This window comes from Methylibium rhizosphaerae (assembly GCF_006386545.1).
Classification (GTDB): Bacteria; Pseudomonadota; Gammaproteobacteria; order Burkholderiales; family Burkholderiaceae_C; genus Pseudorivibacter; species Pseudorivibacter rhizosphaerae.
In genome coordinates this window covers 1-17,189 of the sequence record NZ_SWAR01000065.1, presented here as the reverse complement: position 1 = coordinate 17,189, position 17,189 = coordinate 1, and the positions used below count along the sequence as shown (strand labels likewise).

Genomic DNA, 17,189 nt, shown 5'->3' with positions numbered 1-17,189 from the left:
CGACGGGGCTTGATTCCGCGACGGCGACCTCTACCGTCGCCGCATGCTCACGCGCCAGGAAACCGCCGACCTCGAACGCTTTGTCGACGCCGTGAAGGCGTCACTGCCCGGTTACCGGGAGTCAGAGCAGCAGCGCCAGATGGTTGCCGCGGTCGCGCAGGCGTTCGACGACTGCCTGCACGGTAGCGCGCCGGCCGAGACCGACGGAGGCAACCTCCTGGTCTGCGAGTCGGGCACAGGCACCGGCAAGACCTTCGCCTACGCGATCCCCGGCCTCGTGCTCGCACGCTCGGTCGGCAAGAAGCTGGTGATCTCGAGCTCGACCGTCGCGCTACAGGAGCAGCTCGCGGCCAAGGACCTGCCGTTCCTGCAGTCCTGCGCGCCGTGGCCGTTCAGCTTCGCGCTCGCGAAGGGCCGGGGACGCTATGTCTGCCCGGTGCGCCTCGAACTGGCGCTGGAAACCGCCCGGCAGGCCCGGCTCGACGGCGACGCTGACATTTGCGTCTCCGAAGCCGATGCGTTGCGCCGCTTGGCGGAAGCACTCGACGCCGGCCGCTGGGACGGCGATCGCGACCAGCTCGACGACGCCGTGCCCGGCACGCTGTGGGACCGCCTGACGACGGATCGCAACGGCTGCGCCGGCAACCGCTGCCCCAGCTTCCACGACTGCGCGTTCTACCGCGCCCGCCAGCGCATCCGCGACGCCGACGTGGTGGTGGCCAACCACGACCTGGTGCTGTCGGCGCTCGAGATGAGCCCTGGCAGCGTGCTGCCGGATCCGTCGGAGTGCTTCTTCGTGTTCGACGAAGGGCATGCGCTGCCGCACAAGATCGTGCAGCACTATGCCGAGCGGCACCCGGTGCGGGCCACCTACGGTTGGGCCGGCGAGGTGCCCGACGTGGTGCAGACGGCGGTGCATGCGCTGCACCTGGACGCTGCGATGCATCCGCGCGTGCAAGGCGCCTGCGCGGACGTGATGCGTGCGCTCGGCCCGCTTTGGCAGTGGATCTCCGAGGCCCAGGGCTGGACCGACGACGTGCTGCGCCTTGCGCATGGCGCCGTCCCGGACGAATTGGCCCGGGTGGGCGAGCAACTGCTCGCGGCCGCCGAGGCGGTGCTCGACCTGCTCGGTGAGGCGCGGGTCGAGGCACTCAAGTGCGTGGCCGAGTCGCCCGAGCTGGTGCAGCAACTGCTGGCGGAACTCGGCGCGCGGATCGTGCGCGGCACGCGCGTCGCGGACACCTGGACGCTGATGCTGCGCCACGACCGCCACGGTGCCGCACCCACGGCGCGCTGGATCGAGCGCACGGGCGACGACGTCGTGATCGCAGCCTCGCCGATCGATGCTGGCGACCGGCTCGAGCGCGCACTGTGGCGGCGCGTCAGCGCGGCGATCGTCACGTCGGCGACCCTGACCGCCGGTGGCACCTTCAAGCTGTTCCTGCACCAGACCGGCCTGAACCGGCTTCCGGCGGTTCGGACATTGCGGCTCGCCTCGCCGTTCGACTACCGCGAGCAGGCCCGCCTCGTCGTACCTCGCATGCGCTCGAGCCCGACCGATGCGGCGGCCCATACCGCCGAGGTGGCCGAGATGCTGCCGGCGCTGGTGGCCGATGGCGCGTCGCTCGTCCTGTTCGCCTCGGCGCAGCAGATGCGCGAGATCTACGACCGCATGCCCGCGGTGATTAAGGCGCAAGCCCTCGTGCAGGGCCAGCTCTCCAAGGGCGCCATCCTGCAGCGCCACCGCCAGCGCGTCGACGAGGGCCGTGCCTCGACGATCTTCGGCCTGGCCGCCTTCCAGGAGGGTGTGGACCTTCCCGGCGCCTATTGCACGCATGTCGTGATCGCCAAGCTCCCGTTCGCGACGCCCACGCATCCATGGGAGCAGGCGCGCGCCGAGTGGCTGCAGCGGTGCGGCCGCAGCCCGTTCCGCGAACTGGTCGTCCCCGAGGCCTGCGTGCGCCTGGCGCAGGCGGTGGGACGCCTGATCCGCTCGCACACGGATCGTGGGACGGTGACCATCCTCGACCGGCGCATCGTCACGCGCACCTATGGCCGCGAACTGCTGCGCTCGCTGCCGCCGATGCGGCTCCAGCTCTTCGGCCGCACGCGCGGCGTGGCCGCCGGCGACGGGCTTGATAGCGAGGGTCGCTCCCGTACCGTGGAGCCACATCGCCAGCGCGGCACCAGCGTGCCGCCGGCGGCCTGATTCGAAGGAACGCCCATGAACCAACTCGCAGTGCCGGCCCCGGCGGCTGTTTCGACGACCATCCTCGGCCAACGTCCGACCGTGCAGATGCCCATCGGCGGCGTCATCCGCCCGGGCATCAAGATCCTCACGCAAGCCGCGCAGCAGAACGACACGGCGCGCGCGATCTACGAACGCGGCTGCGCCGAAGGCAAGGACTTCGGCGCGATCGAGAACGAGATCAGACAGGCGGTGCCAGGCCTGAAGAGCGCTCTGCGGCCGGCCAACGTGCCGTACTTCGTCGCCCGGCGCGGTGACTTCCCGACGCCCGATCTGGCCGACCTGCTGCTCGACAAGTACGGCGAGACGCGCGAGGACGGCGTGCGGCGCCTGTACCGCTTTCCGGTGATCTTCGCGGCCGATTCCTGGGAGCTGCTGATGCCGCACACGCTGCAGGTGTGGGCCGCCGGCAAGCGCAGATTCTGGGCCGAGTACGACGACAGCGGTGCGCGCCGGTGCAAGACCTACGCCGCGGTGCCCAAGGATGCCAGCGGCCGCGTGATCCGCTTGTTCGGCGGGCGCAAGGTGGTGGACCGGGCGGAGTTCGGCGGTCTGTGCGACCCGGAGCGCTGCCCGCAGTACCAGGAGCGCCAATGCAACCTCGACGCCCGGCTGCTGTTCATCGTGCCCGGGCTGCCGACGGTGAACCTGATCGCGCTGCCCACGCGCAGCTTCTACAGCATGGACGGCATCCGCCAGCAGCTGCTGCACGTCGCGAGCATGCGCGGCGGACGGCTGTCGGGCTACCTGCTGGGCCGGCAGACGTTCTGGCTGACCAAGGTCTACAAGGATGTGACCCGCATCGACGACAACGGCGATGCGGTCAAGGGGGGCGCGTGGCTGATCGAGCTGCAGGCGCCGATCGACGTGGGCAGCCTGCTGCTGACGCACGAGCCGGCGCACGTCGATGCCGCGGCGCAGGCGGCGGCGGACGTGCTCGGAGGCGGTGTCGTGGAAGTTGGTCCTGCGCCCGCAGCGAGCGCCGACCGGCGGGCGTCACGCCCGGTCGCCGAGCCCGCGGCGGACGCGCGAAGGGCGGTGAAGCAACTGCGCGGAGAAGTCGCAAACGCACTGGAGCAGTACGGCATCGAGGTCGAGGCCTTCAAGCGGTTCGCCATCGAGACCTGGCGCAACGAGGACTGGGGTCGCTCGCCCGAGGCGCTCGGCAAGGCGGCGGCGCTGCTGAAGGAGGTCGGTCCGCAACTCGTGCGGCTGCGCATGTTGCTGCAAGGCATGAACGTGGCGACCGATCGCTACGCGCTCTATGCCACCCGGCGCTTCCGGCGCGAGCACTGGCAGCTTCAGCCGGAGACCGTCACGCGCGCGATCCGCGAAGCCGAGGAGCACGCGCAGTCGCCCGGCACGCTGGCCGCGCTGATCGAGACCGAGCTCGATGCGGGCTGAGGGGGAAGCACGATGCACATTGCCCATCTGTCAGACCTGCACTTTGGCGATCCGAAGACGCTCGCGGAGGTCGAGCGCTGCACGGCCTTCGCGATCGACGCCGTGGTGGAGGCCGGCGCCGAGGTGGCTGTCATCAGCGGCGACTCGACGGATCACGCCATCGACGTGCACTCGCCGTCGTTCGTCGCGCTCGCGCGCCTGGTGCGCCGGCTCGCGGACCACTGCCCGGTGCTGATGCTGCAGGGGACGTTCTCGCACGAGCCGCCCGGCACGCTGGATGTGTTCCGGCTGCTCGGCGGACGCTTCGCGGTGCACGTCGCCGATCGCATCCACCAGGCGGCGTGGTGCGGTGCGCAGGGCTGGGTCGCCAGCGACGCCTGGCGCTTCGACGACGTGCCGGCCGGCGCGCAGGTGCTGGTCTCGTGCGTGCCGACGGTCAACAAGGCGACCGTGGCCGCCGCGGTGGGCGCCAACGCGGCGGCCGAGGCCGTCGGCCAGCAACTGGCGGCTTTGCTGGCCGGCTTCGGCGAGATCAACCGCCAGGCCGCGACGGCCGGTGTGCCGACGGTCGGCGTGTCGCACGGCACAGTGAGCGGCTGTGTCACCGAGCACGGCGTGCCAATGGCCGGGCTGGACCACGAGTTCACCACCGGCAGCCTGTTCGCAGCGCAGGCCTCGGCGTTCATGCTGGGCCACATCCACAAGCACCAGGCCTGGCACCAGGACGGACGCGTGGTCGCCTACCCCGGCTCCATCGGCCGGCTGCACTACGGCGAGGAAGACGCGAAGGGGTGCCTGCTGTGGGACGTGTCCCCGCACGGCGCGAGCTTCCGGTTCATCGAGACGCCTTCGCGCCGCATGCTGCATCTCACGTTCAGCGGCCGGCCCGACATGGGTGCCATCCGCGCCGCGGCTGCCGACGCGGCCGGGGCCTTCGTGCGCGTGCGCTGGCAGATCGCCGAGGAGGAACGCGCCTCGGTCGATCGCGACGAGATCGAGCGCCTGCTGGCGGGTGCCGCGGAGCTGCGGCTGGAAGGGCGCGTCGTGCCGCTGATGCGGGCGCGCTCGGCCGGCATCAGCGCGGTGCCGGCGCTGGCCGACAAGCTGCGCCGCTGGGCCGAACTCGCTGGCGTCGAAGGAGAACCGCTGGTGGATAGGCTCGGCCAACTGCAGGTGCCTGCCGAGCAGATCGTGAGCGGCATCCTTCGCGACGCCGCTACTGGTGTGCCGTCACGCCATGCCCCGCACTCAAGTTCAGGACAAGGCATCTTCAGTGCAGTATCCGAACTCCCTGCTGTGGATCCAGAACGCATTCGTCGCCCGCCCGGCCAGTGAAGGAGCGCTTTGCCTGCTTGCCTGGAACCCCTCCTATCAGCGTACGATGTTCCAAGGACAGGTCCGGCGATGCTTTACCAAGATAGCCGCTGACGATCAGACTCGGAAGGCAGTGTTCCGCACAGAGAGCGCGGCAGAGGTCTTGCGCGAAGCTGCTGCCACTGGCGGCGTCAACGCCTGAATGACAGGCGAACAGCTTGATCTTGGCGACGTTGCGCGGCAGCCCATCCTCGATCAGCCGCACCGCCAAGTCTTTGGCCGACAACGACACGCGGTCGCTCCTCGTCCCCACCACACCGGGGCTGCCGTGAGCGAAGACATACAGGCTCGCATCGCGATCATGCTCCAGAACCTTGAGGGGCTTGATCGACGGCGGTTGAAGGACGACGCTGGGAGCGGGCTCGTAGTAAACGTCAGCTGGCGAGATGTGTTCCCCGTGCGTTAGCGCCTTCTTGAAGACGGCCTTTCTCATGGCTTCGCGAAGCTTGCCTAGCCTTGCACCTTGCAGAAACTTCTTCTGCAGGCAATCAATGAGGACTTCCGCCTCGCCTTCCAAGAGCGCATCCCCCATGTCGCTCGTGTCCAGCTTGTATGCAAAGTAAATGTAGTTCATGGCGTGCTCCTAGATCGAGTGTGCAGGACTGTCGTCTGACTACTCCTTCTTGAAGTCGTAGTAGGTGCCGCACCATCGCCGGGCAGGTTTCACTTGCCGATGGCTGAGTTCGGCGAACTTGATCCAGCCGCACGGTGATGACCCTCGACTGCGAAAGACCAGATCGTATGGATCGAGGATGTAGATCCACTCGGTACCGTTGCCTTCTTTCCCATGGCCCGCGATCACACCCACGTGCGTGGTCGGTTCCTCGAAGTCCAGGTCGTAGACCAGCGGACTTCCGGCGCCAATGGACATCTCCACGTCGACAAATCCCAGCGCTGCCTGCACATATCTCGAGCTGACGCCATGAGCCTTCAGTGCCGACTCAAAACACTTCGCGCCGTGCTTGCTGTGGGCGGTGACCAGCCCCGCTTGCATGTCGTACCCCAAGACTTTTTTTGCCACCACCTGGAGCACCATTTGAGCAGCTGCTGCCCAGCATGATTCCCGGTCGAGTTGAGCGCGATAGGTCACCTGCAGTTGTGGTTGCTCGGCGCCTCGAGGAATATTCGGCCACACCTCGAACATGGGACTTGCCTCCCCTGGATGTTGTGCGTGATGGTGCTTTGGTGCTCAAGCTTGATCTAGTGACTTGAGTGACTTGTCCCAGGCGGTTCCCAGCGCGCTTCTTCAAGGCGGGCCAAGTGCCATTGATTCCGAGGCGTCAACCGAAACACTGTCGGCATCGACCGCTCGCTGTGGAACCAAGCCATGCAACCGCTCAAGCTGACGCTCCGGGGTTTCTCCGGCATTCGCAGCGGTTTGGGGCGCGACGAACTGGACATCGACTTCGAGGCGCTGGCAGGAGGCGCGCGAATCGTCGCGTTGGTGGGCCCGAATGGCAGCGGCAAGACCACGATCCTCGACAACGCACATCCGTACCGGCTGATGCCATCGCGCGCCACGAGCGCCAGCGTCGGCGGCTTCTCGTACTACGACCATCTTTGCGCGCCCGAAGGCTGCAAGGATCTCGAGTGGATGCACGAGGGCCGGCGATTCCGCTCACAGCTCGTCTTCCGGATGAACGGCGCGCGCCGCACCGAGGCTTTCCTGCACGAATGGAAGGACGGCCGATGGGTGCCGGTCGTGATGCCGGACGGCACACGCTCGGACGGCAAGACGGACACCTACGACCGCTGCGTCGAGGGGCTGATCGGCTCGCCGGAGACCTTCTTCACGTCGGCCTTCCATGCACAGAACCGGCGTCAACTTTCGGCGTACCGGCCGAGCGAGGTGAAGGGGCTGCTCGTCGAGTTGCTCGGGCTGGAGCGGATTCGCACGACCGGTCAGCAGGCGGCGCGTGTTGCCGCACAGCTTCAACAAGCGCTGGAGGAACGGCGTGCGGCGGTGGTTCGGCACCGGGCGATGGAGCAGTCCGTGCAGCAGCTGCGCGAGATGGTCGGGGGCGTCCAGTCGAACATCAGCGCGGCGATCGAACGCAAGACGGCTGCACAGGCGGGCCTGCAGGCGGCGCAACAAGAGCTCGCTGCACGCGAAGCCGAGCGGGCGGCGGCTGCCGGGGTCGAGACGCTGCGGCAGTCGCTGCAGGCGCAGATCGGCGAACTGGCGCGGCGCAAGAGCACGCTGGTCGGTGCCCAAGCTCGTGTCGAGGACGATCTCAAGGCGCGGCGCGAGCGCGCGGCCCATGCGCTGCGGGCTGCTGAAGAAGCAGCTGCCGCGGCGCGCATCGGACTGCAACGCGAGGTTGCCGCCGCCCAGGCGCTCCTGGCCCGGCGGGACGCGATCCGCGCCGCCGTCGAACGGCTGCCGGCGCTTGTTGCGCAGGAACAGCTGGCGCGCACCGCACTGCGATCGGCAGAGGAAACCGCCCATCGCTGCGCGCGAACCCACCAGCGGTTGCAGGTGATCGCCGCGAGTCGCCAGGGCCTGGAGCGTGAGGCCGGCGCGGCAGCGCTGCGCGCGCAACAGCTGCGTGAACGTTTCCAGCTCACGGCAGAGGTGCCTTGCAACGGTACGGACCTGCAAGGCACCTGCAAGCTGCTCGCCGACGCTCACGAGGCCAGGGCCCTGCAGTCGAGCGCCGATCTCAAGATCGAGCAGGTGCGGCAGGAAGTGGCGAAGCTGGATGCGGAGCGCGACGCGCTCGAACGCGAGCTGGCCGGTATCGGCGACGCGGCGACCCAGCTTACCCAGGCACGTGCATCGCTCGACGCCGTGATCGAGCAGCGCCGGATTGCCAACGCGGACGCCGCATTGGCAGAGTCCGTGTGTCAGGCGCAGGAGCGGCTGAAGGCCATCGCGACGGACCTGACGAAGGTCGGGCAGCGTGAGCAGGTCGCGCAGACGAATGCCCGAGAGGAGTGGGCCGGGTGCGATGCTGCCGAGCGCGAAGCAAACGATCGGCAGGCACGCGAGGTGGGCAAACTGGAAGCAGTGTCGGAGCGCCTGACGCAGCAGCTGGCGGGCCTGCCTCCGCCGTTTGACGCTGGCCCGCGCGCGGCGGCCGAGCTGGCGGCCTCGCGCGCACGGCAGGCCCTGGCTGAGGCCGACGCCGCGCACACGGCGGCGGTGACTCGGCATGCGGAGCTGACCGGACGGCTCCAGTCGTCGGTCTCCCATTTGGCCGAAGGGCAGGGCGCAGCGAGCGCCGTCGCGCATCTGGAAACGGAACTCGCCCTGTGGACCGCGCTCGCCAAGGCCCTCGGCAACGACGGCGTGATCGCGCTGTGCATCGACGATGCGGGCCCGACGCTTGCGAGCCTGACCAACGAGTTGCTGCTGGGTTGCTACGGTCCGCGCTTCACGGTGTCCATCACGACGCAGGTCGAGACCGTCAGGAAGGACCTGAAGGAAGGGTTCGACGTGCTTGTCTTCGATGCGGAAACCGGTGCGTCGAAGAGCGTCGCGGTGATGAGCGGCGGCGAGCGTGTGTGGATTGATGAGGCGTTGACGCGGGCGATCGCCATCTACCTCGCGCAGTCGGCCGGGCAGCGCTACCAGACGCTGTTCTCCGACGAAGCGGACGGGCCGCTCGACCCGGACCGCAAGCGCATGTTCATGGCGATGAAGCGGGAGGTGCTGCGGTTGGGCGGCTACGAACAGGAGCTGTTCGTTTCGCAGACGCCGGAGCTTTGGTCTCTCGCGGACAGCGTGATCGAGGTCAAGCGCTTCAGCGCGTGTCGAGATCGGCAGGCCACCTGAGGTTTCAAATCATGCCGCGACCACCCAGCCCACGCGTGTGCTGGGATGCCAGCGGGCACTTCCACGATACCGGACTTCCGAGTGTGAGAACGACCCGCTGCTGTCGATCAGCACCGGGCTGAGCGGACCTTCGCCATTTCCGGGCGCACCACGTATTCCAAGCGAATGCCGGATCCAAGGACGACGTCTTTGGAGCGGCGAATCGGTGTAGTTACCTGTCGAACTTGAACGGCCAGAACCGCTGTTCACATGCTGTCGTGATAGTTGGATCGAGCATGGCTGCATCAAGGTTGAGGTGGCCGAGCGAAACACGGTTCCAACCTAAGCTCAGCGCTGGTTGGCTGCGCCAAATGCTTTCGGCCTCTCCTGGCAACACCATCCCACGTATGCCGAATACCTGCTCGGCGCACGTACCAGAAGGGCTCCGTTCTGTGGCGAAGCAGACGGCTATCAAGGGGAGTCGGAGCCACACGCCCTTCGGCGCCTCCCGCTCCAGAATCAGCGCCTCACCTGGGAGCCCCAACTGCTTCCGTTCTGCGGCGAACGATGCCGGCATCGTGAAGACTTTTTGGTCATTCATCATTCGATTGTCCGGCGTCAGCGTGTCGAGCAACTGCCCCGCGCAAACGCCTGTTGAGATGACCCCTGGGCGCCTCAAGGCATCCTTGGAGCGGTCACCCACCGTTACGAAGTCGTCGAGCGCATGCTCGTGAGGCATTCGGTATCGTTCGTACAAGTAGCGATGAAACGGGTTTACCTCAATCGGCGCCGGCATGATCCAGATGTTCTGCCGGACTTGTAGTACTGCAAAGCAATCGGCCAGATCAGGTGCGTTTGACGGGTGACACGACACCGCTCTGAGGGACACTAGCGGCGGTCGCTCGCCCGTCAGATCAAGCGCGGCGAAATTGCCAATGTCTACGTCGACTGCGGCTCCAGTCGCTGCTTTCACAATGGTGTTCGCTCGAATGCCGATCAAGAATGTGACTGCGACTAACGCTGACATCAGCGCCACGCTGCCGATCATGCGTCCAGCAATACGCATTGCGGTGCTATGAAGGAAGCGCTGGCCGCGGCTCGCGACGATGCCGGCCCGATGGATGTAACGCGGTGGGCGTCCCGCAGCTAAGAGCGCCTTCAGCAACGAAGCAGCCGCAAAGGCAAAAACGATTAACCAAAGTGCTCTTGCCCAGGCGCTCGATATCACATTACTCAAGCAGTCTCTAGTCGACAGCGCTCGCTGGATGCTGCGAGCGACATCAAGCGAAGTAGGCTGCGACCAGACCTCGGCAGACGTTAGCGCAGTCGTCAGCGGACATATGGCAACGAGAAGCAATCCTAGCGTCCCACTTACCCCAAGAGCCCAGCCAACGGTAATCGCTGTCAGTTGCCATGCATCGTTCCATCTAGCACCGGTCAATGGCAGCACAGTAGCGCTGAGAATCGCACTCGATACCATTGCCAAAACCCAACCCAGGGCCACGGTCAAGATGAACTCGAGAGGCGGCGAGTTCCAGACTTGGCTGGTCGAAGCTCGCATCTGACCTGCAAAGTCGGGAAGGGGAAGCCATGCTTGAGGCGTCACGGCTAGTAGCAACGCAAAGCCGGCTGTGGCAATGAGCAGTGCAAGCCAGGGTGGCGGAATCCGAGACTTCCGAATGGCGCGGCTCAACTCCGACTGTGGGCGATCACAGAGAAGTACAGATGGAACGCGCGCGAACCAGAGTGTGTATTGCGCCGCCTCTTTGGCTACGGTGTCGACCCACATGGCATGCCACCTCCCGTACGTGTCAGCATAGTGCATCACAGCGCCGAGCCCACGGTGGCTCACACGTGAGTTTGACGGAGTGCCTTTGCACGGACTTGATGGCGTCGCTGAGTTCGCGAGCGACAACTGCGTGAGTCCGCGAAAGACAGGATCGCAGCGCTCAGTCGATCGCCTTCCGCCCCATCAACGTCGTCATCATCGGCAGCCCAGCCGCGAGCTACCCATTCTTGAGTGTCTGTTTTGCGGCGACAGGCTGAGTGACTGTTGCTCGCCGAGCGCTGGTATCAACAAGGGGTCAGTTGCTTGCCGGTCAGGCGGACGTATGGCCAGCGATCCGGGTGATCAGTGCCCCTTGATAGCGCGGGACAGTTCTTCAAAGTCGCTCCAGCTACTTCATGGAGGCGACCGATGACCGAAGCGACCAAGTACCAAGTGGGCCAACTCACAACCGCGCCCTTGGGCGTCCTCGTCCCAGCAAAGGACGGCAACGCGCGCAAGAAGAAGCGCACCCGCGAGCGCATCCGCCGCATGGCGGTGTCGATCCACATGCACGGAGGCGTGCTGCAGAACCTCGTTGTCGTGCCGGAGGAAGATGACGGCCGGCAGACCGGCCGGCTCGAAGTGGTCGCCGGCGAGACGCGCCGCCTCGGGCTGTGCGCGCTGCGCGACGGCTGGATCGAGGACGCGAAGGGCTACACCGACGACCTCCCGGTGCCGGTCCTCGTGCGTGCGCGCGAAGAAGCGACCGCCGCCAGCACCACCGAGAACATCGAGCGCGAGGACATGCACCCCGCCGACCAGTTCCTGGCGTTCCAGAGGATGGTCGACGACTGCGGCAGCATCGAAGAAGTCGCGGCGATGTACGGCGTCACGCCGATCGTGGTGAAGCGGCGCCTGAAGCTCGCCAACGCGGCGCCGAAGCTGCTGGAGCTGTACCGGCAGGATGGCATGACGCTGGATCAGTTGATGGCGCTGTGCATCAGCGATGACCATGACGCCCAACTCAAGGTGTGGGAGGCCACGAAAGGCCGCGAGTGGGATCGTTCGCCGGACCGGCTGCGGCAAGCGATGACGGCCGGCGAAATCAGCCTCGACTCGCCGCTCGCGCGCCTGGTCGGCCTCAAAGCCTACGAAGGTGCGGGCGGGCATGTGCGCCGCGACCTGTTCAGCGAGCGCGACGCGGGCTACATCATCGACGCGCCGCTGCTGCAGCGCCTCGCCGTCGAGCGCCTGGACGCCCGCGCGGCAAAAGTCCGGGCCGAGGGCTGGAGCTGGGTCGAGGCGCGCATCGAGCTGCAGTACCAAGAGTTGAGCGAGTTCGCCCGCGCCCAGAAGGTGCGGCGGGCGCTGACCGAGGCCGAGCAGGCCGAAGTCGATCTGCTCGCAGCCGAGTCCGAGGAGCTTCAGCGTGCCCTCGACGCCGCCTACGACTGCGACGAGGAGGACCAGCCTGCCGACGCGGCCGACCTGCAGAAGAAGCAGCGCCGCCTGACCGAGCTTCGCGCGCAGTTGCGCCGCCTCGACGAGAAGTACGCCGCGTGGACGCCGGAGATCCTGTCGCTGGCCGGCGCCATCGTCACGGTGGAGCGCAACGGCGAGATCGTCGTGCATCGCGGCCTCGTGCGTCCGCAGGATCGCAAGGCGCTCGGCAAGGCCGCCGCTGTGCATGCGCCGCGCCGCGACGAGTCGCCATCAGGCGACCAGGAGTCGGAGCCTCAGCGGCCGGCCTTGTCCGAGGCGTTGACGCGCAAGCTGACCGCGCACCGCACCATCGCCCTGCAGCGCATGCTGGCCGACAACACCCATGTCGCGCTCGCAGGCCTGGCGCACAACCTCGTGCAGCGCGTGCTCGGGCAGCAGCGCACCCGCACCGCGCTCGACGTGCAGGCGCGCGGATGCGCCGAGGAGCTGGTGCGCTTCGGCGAGGGCATGATCGAGGAAAGTCGCGCGTGGCAGGAGCTGATGCAACTGCGCGATGCGTGGGGCGAGCGCATACCGGGCGACTCGGCGCGCCTGCTGGCCTGGCTCATCGCGTTGCCGGAGAGCGAGCTGTGCGACCTGCTGGCGCTGTGCGCCGCGCTGACGGTGAATGCCATCGCGTCCACGGCCGGCAGCCATGCGACCGATGAACTGGCCGCCGCTGTCTCGCTGGACATGGCGGACTGGTGGGAGCCGACCGCGGCCAACTATCTGCGCCAAGTGTCGAAGGCGCAAATCGTCGATGCCGTCAGCGAGGCCGTGTCCGCCGAGTCAGCGGCGCTGCTGGCGAAGCTCAAGAAGGACGAGTTGGTCGCGCAGGCCGAGGCGCAGCTTGCCGGCAAGCGCTGGGTCCCGAGCGTGCTGCGCTCGGTCGGCGAGCCGGCAGCCGAGCGCCGGGGGCTCAGGGTCGTGGCAGCAACGGCGGCCTGAGAAGCTGCCCCGGGTGGCGCGCGGCATCGCAAGCGGTGCGGGCCGTGCTCATTGCCAGGAAGAAGGGGACCCGGACACCTGTGAGGTGTCCGGGCCTGCAGAACGGGACTCAGCGCGGCCGGAGCCGCCGCGTCAGGGGTGGTACGTGCTCGGGGTTCCGGATGCGCCACACCGGCGCCATCACAAAGCCCGACGCCTCGGTCCTGCCGGTGTCCTCGAACAGGCCCGACGCCAGCATCGGCGCGACGAGCGGCTCGTTCTCCGACCACACCTTGGCGTGGAACTCGGTGTCGCCGACCTGGGCGCCGTACGGCACCAGGTTGGTCGAGAAGATACCCAGTGGTTCGCCGGTGTCGCTGCCGAGCAGCTGGACGGCGATGGCGCCGCCGGCCGGGTAGCGGCCCACGTAGACGTCGGCGGCCCCGAACGGTGTCATCGCGCTGCCGATGATTCGGGACGTTGCCATGGCAGCCTCCTTCACCAGAACAGCGCGACCAGGATGCCGACCACGAGCGCGACGGCCAGCACGAACAACGTGATGCCCATCAGGCGCTCGAATACGCCGCTGCGGGCGGACTCGACTTCGTGCTGCCGCATGGACGTTTCGAAGTCCTTGTCCTTCGCCTCGCGCCGCAGGTCGTCAAGCGCCTGGGCCAGGTGGTCGATCAGCTCGCCGACCGTGCGCGACACGATGGCGGCGACCTTGCTCTCGCAGCCGGCCAGCTCGAGCTGCTCGCGCAGCTGGGTGGCATAGGAGGCTTGTCGGTAGTGAATCATGCTCATGGTTTCCTCACTCGATGGATGGGTAGACAGACAGGCCGCAGATGCATCGCGCGGATGCGCCTGCGGTCGGGTTCACAGCAGGCCGCGCTCCGCGAAGGAGATGGCGGCCGGTCCCGCGACGACCAGGTGGTCGATGACGCTGACCTCGACCAGCGACAGGGCACTCTTGAGCGTCGCGGTCAGCAGCTCGCCTGCCTTGCTGGGCTCGGCGACTCCGCGCGGGTGGCTGTGCGCCAGCACCACCGACGCCGCGTTGTGGTGCAGGGCGCGGCGCACGACCTCGCGTGGGTAGACGCTGGTCTGCGTCAAAGTGCCGGCGAACAAGGTCTCGGCGGCGATCACGCACAGCTGCGCATCCAGGAACAGCACGGCAAACAGCTCGCGCTCGGCGCCGGCGAACAGCACCGTGAGGTACTGCTTCACCAGCGCCGGGTTGTCGAGCAGGCGTCGTCCGACGATGTCCTGGTTGGCGATGCGCACCAGCAACTCATGCGCGGCGGCCAATACGTGGCGCAGCCGGTTCTCGCGTGAACCGCCGCCGGGCGCCTGCCCGCTCCCATACGGATCGAGCAGGAGGGCTTCGAGCTGTTCGCGGTCGAGCGACTCGACGTTCATGGCCGCCTCGTGGTTGTGGTGGGCTGCGCAGCCGGGCGCAGCAGGGCCGGCAACTTCGGTTCGACACGCGGCGCGGGATGCCGCGGACCGCCCAGCAGGATGCAAAGTGACGGCACGCGCGGGGCAAGGCTCTGGTTCAACATGGCGCTCTCCTTCTTTGGGCAAGGGAACGCCGCACGCCCGGGTGGGGACGCTGGAGTCCCCACGGGGTTGATGAAGGGCCGACGGCCTGGAAGGTCGTGGCCCGCTACAAATGAAGAAGGGCGGCGAGTCCGGGAGACCGCCGCCCGCTCTGCTGCTGATGCAGCTCTCGTCGCTCTCGATCTATGCCGCTCGCCGGGAGGCGCAAGCGGACCGCTCTGACAACACTCAACTGCTCACGTCGCTGACCACGGCAGCTCGGTCCTGCCTTGCGGCAGAGACACCTCCGACGGGGGAGGGCCACGACCTGGTGGGGTCGTTGTGCAGCGGGTCAAGGATCGGCGCGCGGGCAGGGCGCTGCAAGGCCGGAACCGGGCCGCAAATACGGCCTGTTCCGGGTGATGTCGGTGCTCCGTCGTGATGGCTCGGCTGGCAGGGGCCGACTTCACAGCGCCGGCCTGATACGCCGCCCGGCTCCGGGTTGATTGCACGGCACGCCAGTCCACAGTGGATCCCATGAACACGAAGGAGTGCCGCCATGTTCAACCGTGATCCGATCCGCAGCCTGAGCTGGGCGCTGCAGTGCGCGATGAAGCAGGACCTGCTGCCGGTGTGCGACCGGCGGCCGCACGAACACGAATGCGACGTGGTGCTGTTCGGCCAGGTGTGGTCGGGCGCGGCGCTGGGCCTGGGCAACCGCGACGTCCAGGCGCGGTTCGAGCAGGACACCGTCGTGGTGGTGGGGCCCGAGCAGGACGCCTGCGTCTACGTTTCGACGGCGCTGGCCTATCACGTCATCCATCCGAACCGGCGCTTCTTCCTCGACGTGGCGGCACACCAGATGGCGCCGAAGGCCGAGGCCGGCGCCTACGAAGGCCGTGACGACCCGGTCACCGAAGCGGTGGACATCGAGGTCGGCGTGATGCTTGCGCGCCTGCATGCCGAAGTGAAGGCGCGCGAGCCGCAGCGTGCCGCGCTGGTCGCGAGCTACCTGCACCGGTGCGCCGCGTGTTTCGAGGCGCCGTTGCGCGCCGGCGTGCCCGTGCATTGCACGCCGGTCGCCAACGATGAGCGGCGGCATTGAACGCGAGCAGTGGCGCAACACGTCATGCAAGTGACCGTCGATCGTGAAGTGCTGAACGAGCTTCAGTACCTGGTCGCCCTGCACCGGAAGCACGGGGCGGCCAATCCATTCAACACCGTGGAAGACCTAGTCGCGTATGTCCTGGCGTGCGTGGCCGACGGGGCCCGGCGACCCGGCGCCTGGGAGCGCTCGATGCTGGAAAGCATGGGGCTCGTGGCGCATTGCGGCGAGCATGAACGGTACCGCGCCCGCTACGGTGATCCGGCGGATCCCGAAGAGGCGTCGCCAATGCATGAGGCGGTGGCAGCGCCTTGCTGTGCAGCCACCGAGTGCGACGACGCAGCTACGGCGTTCTTCGAGATCCTGGAACTGCTGTCCCGGGCTGTTGCCGCGCTGCACAGCGTGCGGTGCGCGTTCGACACGCCCGAATCCAGGGATGCCAGCCGCAGACCACGCGAAGCAGCCGCGCTCCAGCAGGTCTATCGGGTGCTGGGCAAGCCGTGGCCGGCGAACGCCTCGCGAGCTGCCGAGTGACGACCGGGGAGCAGGCGCTTGGAAGCAGTGTCCTGGGGCACCGCCCTGCAGATTACCGGCTGGCTGCTCACGGTGCTCGGGCAGGTGCAGGTCGCCTCGAAGTCGCGCCACGGATTCCTCACATGGATCGCAGCGAACGCAGTGCTGATCACGCTGTGCGTGCAGACGAACCTCTGGTGGTCGATCGGCATGTACGTTACCAACGTCGGTGTTTGCCTGTGGTCGTTCCGGCGCTGGGCCAGGACGGACTGAACCGAGCCAGGAGAGCTTGCCATGACGAGATCGATCGCTGACAGCGAGTTCGGGGATTGCCTTGACGAACGCCTGAATGCCCTGCGGACGCTGGATGTTGCATGGGCTCGGCGCGAGGCGCCCGGTGCCAGCAGCGACGAGGTGCTCCTGGTCGCGCTGCACAAGGCGCGCTACCGGTGCCGCGAGATCGATGCGGCCCTTCGCCACGAAAGCGCCGAGTGGCTTCGGTCGCGCGGCTGCGGTGACCTGTTCGGTGAGCCGCTGCTGCCGGCCGGGCAACTGCCATGAGGGGCGAAGGTCGAGGGACAGGCACGAGTGCTGGCAACGGGATTTGGACAGACCGGTCGGCACTTTGAGCCTAGCCTGCGAGGTCGTCTTTCGCGACTGACTCGAGCTGGAGAGTCGCACTTGAGTTTTTCAACAGAATCCAGCGGAAGCCGGCCTTGGTCGACGGCGGCTGTACTCACGCTGACTGAGACCAAGCGGCCGTTCGGCCCGACGAAGATCGCTGCACGGAATGACGCCTGTACGAAGTGCAGCTGCCCGTAGCCTCTCGCGAGGCCGAACGTAATGCTGGCGACCGCTCCCGTGTACGGCTCGAACTCACGGTGCCGACCCAAAGCAGCTGCTCAGGCGTACGAGGTCGATCGCCCCAGAGCGGTCGTTGAGAGATACAAGGGGTTAGGCACCGGCAACGACTTCGATTTTGGGCCGAGCGAGTGAGCGGCAGACGCATACGTGCCGGAACATGAGCGATCGCTAGCCATACTGAACGATTGCCTTCGCCTTTGCACACGGA

15 protein-coding genes are annotated in these 17,189 nt (G+C 67.2%); 9 read left to right on the top strand and 6 right to left on the bottom strand.

Translation table 11 applies throughout. The features are described from left to right. Window positions 1–43: 43 nt before the first annotated feature. The 3 genes from dinG to E8D38_RS26370 are packed head-to-tail and all read left to right on the top strand — an operon-like array spanning window position 44 to window position 4,987. The gene (dinG, locus tag E8D38_RS26380) at window positions 44–2,209 is read left to right on the top strand and encodes an ATP-dependent DNA helicase DinG (protein WP_246099706.1); all 2,166 of its coding nucleotides are present in this window, start codon (window positions 44–46) and stop codon (window positions 2,207–2,209) included. A 15-nt stretch (window positions 2,210–2,224) separates the two neighbouring features. Continuing rightward, entirely contained in the window at window positions 2,225–3,652 is a 1,428-nt protein-coding gene (locus E8D38_RS26375; protein ID WP_140637266.1) for a recombination directionality factor, read from the top strand. Window positions 3,653–3,664: 12 nt separating this feature from the next. Continuing rightward, window positions 3,665–4,987, top strand: coding sequence for a metallophosphoesterase family protein (locus E8D38_RS26370; protein WP_140637265.1), 1,323 nt, complete (start codon window positions 3,665–3,667; stop codon window positions 4,985–4,987). Here E8D38_RS26370 and E8D38_RS26365 read toward each other — a convergent pair. Next, window positions 4,923–5,600 carry a hypothetical protein gene (locus E8D38_RS26365; RefSeq protein WP_140637264.1) on the bottom strand — a complete coding sequence of 226 codons (678 nt, stop codon included), beginning with the start codon at window positions 5,598–5,600 and terminating at the stop codon, window positions 4,923–4,925. The genes E8D38_RS26370 and E8D38_RS26365 overlap by 65 nt on opposite strands. 39 nt (window positions 5,601–5,639) lie before the next feature. Beyond that, entirely contained in the window at window positions 5,640–6,170 is a 531-nt protein-coding gene (locus tag E8D38_RS26360) for a papain-like cysteine protease family protein (RefSeq protein WP_140637263.1), read from the bottom strand. A 183-nt stretch (window positions 6,171–6,353) separates the two neighbouring features. Between E8D38_RS26360 and E8D38_RS26355 the strand changes: the two genes are divergently transcribed. Beyond that, a complete protein-coding gene (locus E8D38_RS26355) occupies window positions 6,354–8,804 on the top strand; it encodes an AAA family ATPase (protein ID WP_140637262.1) in 2,451 nt (816 codons plus the stop codon). A 211-nt stretch (window positions 8,805–9,015) separates the two neighbouring features. On the opposite strand, the gene E8D38_RS26350 is transcribed toward E8D38_RS26355, so the two are convergent. Next, window positions 9,016–10,572: a hypothetical protein gene (locus E8D38_RS26350; protein WP_140637261.1), complete on the bottom strand. Its 1,557-nt coding sequence runs from the start codon at window positions 10,570–10,572 to the stop codon at window positions 9,016–9,018. Between the two features lie 408 nt (window positions 10,573–10,980). Here E8D38_RS26350 and E8D38_RS26345 point away from each other — a divergent pair, with 408 nt between their 5' ends. Then, window positions 10,981–12,981 carry a ParB/RepB/Spo0J family partition protein gene (locus E8D38_RS26345; RefSeq protein WP_140637260.1) on the top strand — a complete coding sequence of 667 codons (2,001 nt, stop codon included), beginning with the start codon at window positions 10,981–10,983 and terminating at the stop codon, window positions 12,979–12,981. Between the two features lie 109 nt (window positions 12,982–13,090). On the opposite strand, the gene E8D38_RS26340 is transcribed toward E8D38_RS26345, so the two are convergent. The 3 genes from E8D38_RS26340 to E8D38_RS26330 form a co-directional block, all read right to left on the bottom strand. Then, on the bottom strand, window positions 13,091–13,447 hold the full coding sequence (locus E8D38_RS26340) for a hypothetical protein (protein ID WP_140637259.1): 357 nt from the start codon (window positions 13,445–13,447) through the stop codon (window positions 13,091–13,093). An 11-nt stretch (window positions 13,448–13,458) separates the two neighbouring features. Further along, complete coding sequence (locus E8D38_RS26335) at window positions 13,459–13,764, bottom strand: hypothetical protein (RefSeq protein ID WP_140637258.1); 306 nt, start codon at window positions 13,762–13,764, stop codon at window positions 13,459–13,461. Between the two features lie 72 nt (window positions 13,765–13,836). Further along, window positions 13,837–14,379: a JAB domain-containing protein gene (locus tag E8D38_RS26330; RefSeq protein ID WP_140637257.1), complete on the bottom strand. Its 543-nt coding sequence runs from the start codon at window positions 14,377–14,379 to the stop codon at window positions 13,837–13,839. A 679-nt stretch (window positions 14,380–15,058) separates the two neighbouring features. Between E8D38_RS26330 and E8D38_RS26325 the strand changes: the two genes are divergently transcribed. From E8D38_RS26325 to E8D38_RS26310, 4 genes are read left to right on the top strand one after another with little or no spacing between them, the layout of a single operon-like run. Then, on the top strand, window positions 15,059–15,604 hold the full coding sequence (locus tag E8D38_RS26325; RefSeq protein ID WP_140637256.1) for a hypothetical protein: 546 nt from the start codon (window positions 15,059–15,061) through the stop codon (window positions 15,602–15,604). A gap of 24 nt (window positions 15,605–15,628) precedes the next feature. Further along, entirely contained in the window at window positions 15,629–16,138 is a 510-nt protein-coding gene (locus E8D38_RS28495) for a hypothetical protein (RefSeq protein ID WP_181179478.1), read from the top strand. 18 nt (window positions 16,139–16,156) lie between these two features. Then, window positions 16,157–16,390: a hypothetical protein gene (locus tag E8D38_RS26315; RefSeq protein ID WP_140637255.1), complete on the top strand. Its 234-nt coding sequence runs from the start codon at window positions 16,157–16,159 to the stop codon at window positions 16,388–16,390. A 21-nt stretch (window positions 16,391–16,411) separates the two neighbouring features. After that, window positions 16,412–16,678: a hypothetical protein gene (locus E8D38_RS26310; RefSeq protein WP_140637254.1), complete on the top strand. Its 267-nt coding sequence runs from the start codon at window positions 16,412–16,414 to the stop codon at window positions 16,676–16,678. Window positions 16,679–17,189 lie beyond the last annotated feature (511 nt).

Excerpts from the sequence above, each read along its gene's own strand:
- E8D38_RS26345 (WP_140637260.1), top strand. The coding sequence starts at position 10,981 with ATGACCGAAGCGACCAAGTACCAAGTGGGCCAACTCACAACCGCGCCC.
- dinG (WP_246099706.1), top strand. The coding sequence starts at position 44 with ATGCTCACGCGCCAGGAAACCGCCGACCTCGAACGCTTTGTCGACGCC.
- E8D38_RS26310 (WP_140637254.1), top strand. The coding sequence starts at position 16,412 with ATGACGAGATCGATCGCTGACAGCGAGTTCGGGGATTGCCTTGACGAA.
- E8D38_RS26340 (WP_140637259.1), bottom strand. The coding sequence starts at position 13,447 with ATGGCAACGTCCCGAATCATCGGCAGCGCGATGACACCGTTCGGGGCC.
- E8D38_RS26375 (WP_140637266.1), top strand. The coding sequence starts at position 2,225 with ATGAACCAACTCGCAGTGCCGGCCCCGGCGGCTGTTTCGACGACCATC.
- E8D38_RS26355 (WP_140637262.1), top strand. The coding sequence starts at position 6,354 with ATGCAACCGCTCAAGCTGACGCTCCGGGGTTTCTCCGGCATTCGCAGC.
- E8D38_RS26350 (WP_140637261.1), bottom strand. The coding sequence starts at position 10,572 with ATGTGGGTCGACACCGTAGCCAAAGAGGCGGCGCAATACACACTCTGG.
- E8D38_RS26325 (WP_140637256.1), top strand. The coding sequence starts at position 15,059 with ATGTTCAACCGTGATCCGATCCGCAGCCTGAGCTGGGCGCTGCAGTGC.
- E8D38_RS28495 (WP_181179478.1), top strand. The coding sequence starts at position 15,629 with ATGCAAGTGACCGTCGATCGTGAAGTGCTGAACGAGCTTCAGTACCTG.
- E8D38_RS26365 (WP_140637264.1), bottom strand. The coding sequence starts at position 5,600 with ATGAACTACATTTACTTTGCATACAAGCTGGACACGAGCGACATGGGG.
- E8D38_RS26335 (WP_140637258.1), bottom strand. The coding sequence starts at position 13,764 with ATGAGCATGATTCACTACCGACAAGCCTCCTATGCCACCCAGCTGCGC.
- E8D38_RS26330 (WP_140637257.1), bottom strand. The coding sequence starts at position 14,379 with ATGAACGTCGAGTCGCTCGACCGCGAACAGCTCGAAGCCCTCCTGCTC.
- E8D38_RS26360 (WP_140637263.1), bottom strand. The coding sequence starts at position 6,170 with ATGTTCGAGGTGTGGCCGAATATTCCTCGAGGCGCCGAGCAACCACAA.
- E8D38_RS26370 (WP_140637265.1), top strand. The coding sequence starts at position 3,665 with ATGCACATTGCCCATCTGTCAGACCTGCACTTTGGCGATCCGAAGACG.